4 protein-coding genes are annotated in these 7,183 nt (G+C 71.1%); 3 read left to right on the top strand and 1 reads right to left on the bottom strand.

The window, feature by feature from the left end; genetic code table 11:
• Nucleotides 1–58: 58 nt before the first annotated feature.
• Entirely contained in the window at nt 59–2,794 is a 2,736-nt protein-coding gene (locus tag DLJ49_RS16430) for an HAD-IC family P-type ATPase (RefSeq protein ID WP_115394639.1), read from the top strand.
• 132 nt (nt 2,795–2,926) lie between these two features.
• Nucleotides 2,927–4,147, top strand: a complete 1,221-nt coding sequence (locus DLJ49_RS16435) for an MFS transporter (protein WP_233489140.1) — start codon at nt 2,927–2,929, stop codon at nt 4,145–4,147.
• Nucleotides 4,148–4,274: 127 nt separating this feature from the next.
• Here DLJ49_RS16435 and DLJ49_RS22800 read toward each other — a convergent pair whose 3' ends face one another.
• Nucleotides 4,275–6,809 (bottom strand): calcium-binding protein, encoded by a 2,535-nt coding sequence (locus DLJ49_RS22800; protein ID WP_115394640.1) that lies wholly within the window; start codon nt 6,807–6,809, stop codon nt 4,275–4,277.
• A 124-nt stretch (nt 6,810–6,933) separates the two neighbouring features.
• On the opposite strand from DLJ49_RS22800, the gene DLJ49_RS21840 reads away from it, so the two are divergent.
• Nucleotides 6,934–7,089, top strand: coding sequence for a hypothetical protein (locus DLJ49_RS21840; protein WP_158547490.1), 156 nt, complete (start codon nt 6,934–6,936; stop codon nt 7,087–7,089).
• The last annotated feature ends 94 nt before the right edge of the window (nt 7,090–7,183 follow it).

Consider the following 7,183-nt stretch of genomic DNA (forward strand, 5'->3'; position numbering starts at 1 on the left):
TCTGACGCAGCGCGGGCCCATGGAGTCGCGGGTGCCCTCTGCGCTACTCCGGTCTGGCATGACACGTTCAGACACCACGTTGCACGAGCCCGCCCCCGCCCGCGAGGCGGCCGGAGGCGCATGGCACGCCCGCCCGGCGGAGGAGGCGGTCGCCGCCCTTTCCACCGGCCCCGCCGGGCTGAGCGACGACGAGGCGGCGCGGCGGCTCGCCGAGCACGGGGCCAACCGTCTGCCCGAGCCTCCGCGCGCCGCCCCCCTCGCGCGATTCCTCAGGCAGTTCAGGAACCTGCTCATCTACGTGCTGCTGGGCGCGGCGGCGGTGACGGCGGCGCTCGGCCACCCGGTCGATACCGTGGTGATCCTCGCCGTGGTGATCGTGAACGCGGTGATCGGCTACGTGCAGGAGGGGCGCGCGGAGGACGCGCTCGCCGCCATTCGCGGCATGCTCGCCCCAGAGGCGCGCGTGATCCGCGGCGGGCGGCGGCGGACGGTGCCGGCCGACGCGCTGGTGCCCGGCGACGTGGTGGTGCTCGAGCCGGGCGACCGCGTCCCGGCCGACCTGCGGCTGACCCAGGCCAACGGCCTGCGCATCCAGGAGGCGGTGCTGACGGGCGAATCGGTGCCGGTGGAGAAGGGCCTCGCCCCCGTCGCCCCCGACGCCCCCGTGGGCGACCGGCAGCCGATGGCCTTCAGCGGGGCGCTGGTGGCGGCGGGCAGCGGGCGCGGCGTGGCGGTGGCCACGGGCGCGGCGACCGAGATCGGGCGGATCAGCGGATTGCTGCGCTCGGTCGAGGAGACCACGACCCCGCTCCTGCGGCAGATGGAGATCTTCGCGCGCACGATCACGCTGGCGATCCTCGCCATCGCGGCCGCCATCCTCGGCTTCGGCGCGCTCGTCGCGGAGATGCCCTTCGACGAGATCTTCATGGCCGTGGTCGGCCTCGCCGTGGCCGCGATCCCCGAGGGGCTGCCGGCGATCCTGACGGTGACGCTCGCCATCGGAGTGCAGGGCATGGCCGCGCGCCGCGCCATCGTGCGGCGGCTGCCCGCGATCGAGGCGCTCGGCTCGGTCTCGGTGATCTGCTCCGACAAGACCGGCACCCTCACCAAGAACGAGATGACCGTCGCTTCGGTGGCGACCGCGCGGCGGGCCTTCTCCGTCACCGGCGCGGGCTACGCGCCCCACGGCGGCATCGCCCACGAGGGGCGCGAGGTGGCGCCGGCCGATCACCCGCTCCTGCTCGAGCTCGCCCGTGGCGCGGTGCTGTGCAACGATGCCGAACTGGCGGAGGCGGACGGCGCTTGGACCGTGACCGGCGACCCGATGGAGGGGGCGCTCGTCACCTTCGCCTGCAAGGCCGGGCTCGACCCGGCGGAGCTGCGCGCGGCCAACCCGCAGACCGACACGATCCCCTTCGACGCCCAGCACCGCTTCATGGCGACGCTGCACCACGACCACGCGGGCCATGCGGCGATCCACGTCAAGGGGGCGCCGGAGCGCCTCCTGGAGATGTGCACGAGCCAGCACTGCGATGACGACGGCGCCCGCCCGATCGACGCCGCATGGTGGCACGCCCGCGCCCAGGAGATCGCGGCGCAGGGCCAGCGGGTGATCGCCATCGCCACGCGCAGCGTCTCGCCCGAGATGCGCGGCCTGCGCTTCGCCGATGTCGAGGGCGGGCTGACGCTGCTCGGCCTCGTCGGCCTGATCGACCCGCCGCGCGACGAGGCCGTGGCCGCCGTCGCCGAGTGCCGCGCGGCCGGCATCCGGGTGAAGATGATCACCGGCGACCATGCCGGCACGGCGCGCGCCATCGCTCGCCAGCTCGGGCTCGCGAACCCTGACGCCGTTCTGACGGGCGCCGAGATCGATGCATTGCCGGAGGACGATCTGCGCGACCGGGTGGTGGAGACCGACGTGTTCGCCCGCACCTCGCCCGAGCACAAGCTGCGCCTCGTAGAGGCGCTACAGGCCGATGGCGAGGCCGTGGCGATGACCGGCGACGGCGTCAACGACGCCCCCGCGCTGAAGCGCGCCGACATCGGCATCGCGATGGGCCGCGCGGGCACCGAGGCCGCCAAGGAGGCGGCCGAGATCGTGCTGGCCGATGACAACTTCGCCACCATCGCCGCCGCGGTGAAGGCCGGGCGGACGGTCTACGACAACCTCAAGAAGGCCATCGTCTTCCTGCTGCCGGTGAACGGCGGCGAGTCGCTGGCGTTGATCGCGGCGCTGCTGCTGGGCCTGACGCTGCCGATCACGCCGGTCCAGATCCTCTGGGTCAACATGGTCAGTTCGGTGGTGCTGGCCATGGCGCTCGCCTTCGAGTCGGCCGAGCCCGACATCATGCGCCGCCCGCCGCGGCCCGCCGACGAGCCCATCCTGTCGCGCTTCGTGCTGTGGCGGGTCGTCTTCGTCTCGACCCTGTTCTGCGCCGGCATCTTCGGGATGTTCACGCTGGCCGAGGCGCGCGGCGCGACGCTGGAAGAGGCGCGCACCATCGCCGTCAACACGCTGGTGGTGATGGAGATCTTCTATCTTTTCTCGGTGCGCTTCCTGAACACCACGTCGCTCTCGCTGCGCGCGGCGCTGGGCACCCGGCCGATCCTGATCGCGGTGGGCGCGGTGACGGTGCTGCAACTCGTCTTCACCTACGCGCCGTTCATGGAGGCGTTCTTCGGCACCCGTCCGCTGAGCCTGACCGAGGGCGCGCTGGTCGTGGCCGTGGGTCCTGCGCTGCTGCTGATCCTCGAGATGGAGAAGCGTCTCGTGCGCCTCGCGCGCTCCGCCTGAGGCCGGGCGGGGCACGCTGTCGCGGTGCCCCTGCCCGCCTCCTCCCTGGCGGAACCTTGGCAGCCGCCACTTGTTGGCACGGGCTGTCGCGCTCCTGCGGCGGCACCGGGGGATGCGGCGCAGGGAGGCATCGTGCAGGACAGTGCGTTCGGAAAAGCGGCCGCCGGATCCACGCCACGTCTCGCGGCGGCGGGCTTTCTCGCCACGGCCATCTCGTTCGGCCCCGCGCGGATGGGCTTCGGGCTGTTCCTGCCGCAGTTCCGCGAATCCTTCGCGCTGACGACCACGGGCGCGGGCCTGCTCGCGAGCGGCGGCTTCCTCGCGTTTCTGCTGGCGCTGCCGGTGGCGGCGGCGCTCGACGCGCGCCACGGGCCGCGCCTTCCGGTGCTTGCCGGCGCGGCGGCGGCGGTCGCGGGCTTTGCGCTGGTGGCCACGGCGCCTGGGCCGGCGCTGCTGGCCATGGGGGTCGCGGTCGCGGGCGCGAGCGCGGGCCTCTGCTGGACACCGTTCAACGACGCGGCCGAGCGGACCGTGCCGCAGGACATCCGGCCCGGCACGCTCTCGGCCATTTCGACGGGCACCACCCTGGGCGTGGCCGGGGCGGGCGCGCTCGCGCTGGCCGTCGGCCTCGGCGCGCTGCCCTGGCGCATGACATGGGGCCTGTTCGCCGCCGCGGGCCTCGTCGCCGCCGCGGCGGCCGCGCGCGCCGTGCCGGCCGGGCACCGCCCCACGCCACGCGGCCACGACGCGCCCGCCCTTCTGCGCCGCGAGACCGCACCGCTCTACGGGGCGTCGCTCGTGTTCGGAGCCTCGAACGCGGTCTACCTTTCCTTCGCCGCCGACCGGATCGCGCAGGCGGGCGGCCTGCCGGGGCCGCTCTCGACCTCGGCCCCCGCGGCGATCTTCCTCGGATACGGGCTCTTCGGCCTCGTCGGGCTCGCCACGGGCCGGATGGAGGCGCGGCTCGGCATGCGCGCCCTGCTCGCCGGTATCTTCGCCGCCTTCGCCACCTCGCTCGCGCTGATCGGTCTCTGGCCCGGCTCGTGGCCGGGGGTGATCGCCTCGGCGGGCCTGCACGGAGCGGCGGTGATGACGGTGAGCGCGACCCTCTCGATCTGGACCCTGCGGCTCTTCCCCGGCCGCGGCTCGCAAGGCTTCACCGCCGCGCTGATGGTCGTCGCGGCAGGCAGCGCGGCGGCGCCGGTCCTCGCGGGGCCGGCGCTCGACGCCCTCGGCCCGAGAGCCGCCTTCCTCGGCTTCGCTCTGCCCGCCATGCTCGCAGCCCTCGCCTTCGCGGTCGAGGGCGCAACCCGCGACTGGCGCGGCGGGAGGGGCAGCGCCCTCCAGCGTTGATGCCGCCGCACATGCCGTCGTCGGGGCCGGCAGGCGGCGACCCCGACGAGACGTGCCCGTGAGACATCCCGTGAAACATCCCGCCGGGGCGGACGCGGCGAGCGTCACGCCCCGGCGAGCCATAGGCTCAGACGAAGTTGTCCTGGGTCAGCGACCCGCCGATCAGCGTCATGTCGATGGCGTAGTCGTTGTTGTCCAGGTTGCCGTTGGCGTCGCCGTCGACGTACAGCGTGTTGGTCGAGGTGTCGAACACGGCGTTGTTCTGGCCGAACGTGAGCGACGTCTCGACCTGGCCGAACCCGCTGACCTCGCCGGCGTAGGTCACAGCCAGCCCGTCAAACTCGATGAGATCGTCATCCACCGAGAAGTCGGTGATCGTGTCGACGTTGGCCGAGTTGGACTGCGCTGCGGCGGTATAGAAAAACGTGTCCGCCCCCGCGCCGCCGGTCAGCTCGTCGGCCCCGAGGCCGCCGAAGAGCTCGTCGTCGCCATCGCCGCCTTCCAGCGTGTCTTCGCCGGCATTGCCGCTGAGGAAGTCGTCGCCCTCGCCGCCCTGCAGCAGGTCGTCGCCGCCGCCGGTGGTGAGGCCATCGTCACCCACGCCGCCGATGAATGTCGCGTCGTCGCTTGTCATGGTCTGAGCGACAACCGATAGGTTGGCGGTATCCACCGTGTCGTCGGTCTCGACCAGGGCCGACGCGTCGAACGAGGTGACGTTGGCGAAGGCGTTGAGGAATCTGACGCCGCCTTCCCCGGTCAGGACCACCGTCTCGGCGTCCGGCGCGCGCAGCACCAGTAAGTCGTCGCCCTCGGTGGTGTTCTCGACGTTGACCACCTCGATCTCGGCCAGGTTCAGATCGCCGAGGCTGTTGTCGTGGTCGGGCCCGAGGACGATGTTGAACGCGTCCGAGCCGCCGATCGTGGCGCCGTTGACGTTGACGGTGGTGGTGCCGTCATTGTCGCCGTCGAGCAGCAGCGTGCCGCCAGGCGCCGTGTAGTCGATCGTCAGGTCACCGCCGAGGCCGCCATCAACGCCCTGCTGGGTGAACGAGAAGGCAGGAGCGAACACCGCCGGGAAGGACGCCGGCGCGTTGAAGAGGTCCACCATGCCGATGTTGCCGGCCGCAAGCGTGCCGGTGAAGGTCAGCGTGTCGGTGGCGCTGTTATAGTCGATGCTGGCCAGCTCGGGGATCTGCGCGATGATGTCGGCCGAGGCCGCTGCGACAGCGAAGCCGATCTCGTCGACCGTGGCGTTGGGCGCGACCTGCAGGTTGTAGGTGCCGGAGCCGACGAGCCGGATTTCGATGAAGCCGCCATCGGCATCCGCGCCGGAGGTGATCACCCGTTCTTGCACCTCGGCCACCGGGTCGACACCGTCCTGCACGGGCGCGAGATCGAACAGGATCGGGCCGATCTCGTTCACTCCCGGCAGGGCACCCACCGCGTTGGCCGTGTAGGTGATGATGTTCGACACCGGGTCGAACGACGCCGTATAATCGCTGGTCGGCGCGGCGTTGACCGCGGCCACGATCTGCGCGCCGACCGAATCGATCGTGCTGCCCCCGTCGAGCGTGATGGCGAGGTTCCCGCCGCCCGACAGGACGTTGTTGATCGTCACGACCGTGTCGGTCGGGCCGACCGCGGTATCGACGAGCATCAGGTCGATCTCGAGGACGCCGGTCACGCCGGGCGTTGCGACCGTCGAAGCCGCGAACCCGGCACCCGCCGACACGGGGCCGGTGTTGTTCACCACGTCGATCGGGGCGACGTTGCCCGCGGCCCGGTCGAAGGTGAACTCGATCTGGTCGCCGCCGACGACCTGCCCCGAGACGATGGCGTCGCCGGGGTTGTTGGCCAGGTAGGCCGCCTGGATGTCGGCGAAGTGGTTGTTGAAGATGAACTGCGCGACCTGGTTCTGGATCAGGTTCGCAGGCACCTCGATAACCACGCCCTCGATGGTCACGCGCCCGCCGAAGGGGCCGCTCGGGTCGAAGTCGAGCGTCTGCACCTCGGCCACGGCCGTGCCGGCCTCGGTGCCATCGGAGATGACGAAGTCGATGTCGTCGAGGTTGTCGAGGTCGACGGTGAAGGCCTCGGTGTCACCCACCACGGTGTCGGCATAGACTCGCTCGAACCCGTCGATGGACCCTTCGAAGTCGGAGTTGGCCGTCAGGCCTGCGAGCACGTCGACGTCGATGGCGATGGTGTCTTCGTCGCCCTCGCCGCCGCTGGCCGAATCGGTCTTGGTGGCGTTGGCGCCGAAGTCGACGACGTCGTTGCCGGCGCCGGCATCGACGGTGTTGGCGCCGGTGCCGTCAACGGTGATCGTGTCGTCGCCGGCGCCCGTGTTGATGACGTTGTCGCCATCGCCGACGGTCACGTCATCCGCGCCGCCGCCGGTATCGATGGTGTTCTTGCCGTCACCGAGGATCAGCGTCGTGTCGCCCGGGCCGCCGTCGAAGTCGACGTCGTTGTCGTTGTCGCCGAGATCGATGTCGAACGTGCCTTCGAGGGCCGTCGAGTTGACCATCGTCAGCGTCTCGAACTCGTCGATGTCCTCGCGGAGGACCATGTTGCCCTTGCCGTCAACCGTCAGCATGTCGAGATCGGTGGCGCCCGGCAGGTCGATCTCGAGGAAGTTGTCGCCATCGATCGCCGTCACGGTCAACGTCGTGACATCGGCAAGTCCGTTGCCGGCGGTGTCAGCAAACCGTGTTGGTTCGCCCTTTGTTCTTGTCCGTCAGTAGAGTAGGATCGGCGGCTTCTGAGCCTGCCGGAGACCTGCCATGCCCCGCTTCGATTCGACCGAGTTCGGCCGCCTGCTCGCCCGTCTGTCACCGCAGGAGCTGCGGCAGGTCGAGGGGATGGTGGCAGAGGCGCGGGAGCGGGCCGAAGCGGTGCTCGAGATCGACGCCCGCGGAGCTATGCCGGGAAATGGGTGATGGGGCCTGCGAAGGCGGCGTATCGTGGCCGGTGATGAAGCCTGCCAGAACCTCCCGAAGGAGCGATACGCCATGGACGACGATACCACGATCA

Source organism: Rhodovulum sp. 12E13 (assembly GCF_003340565.1).
Taxonomy (GTDB): domain Bacteria; phylum Pseudomonadota; class Alphaproteobacteria; order Rhodobacterales; family Rhodobacteraceae; genus HLUCCA09.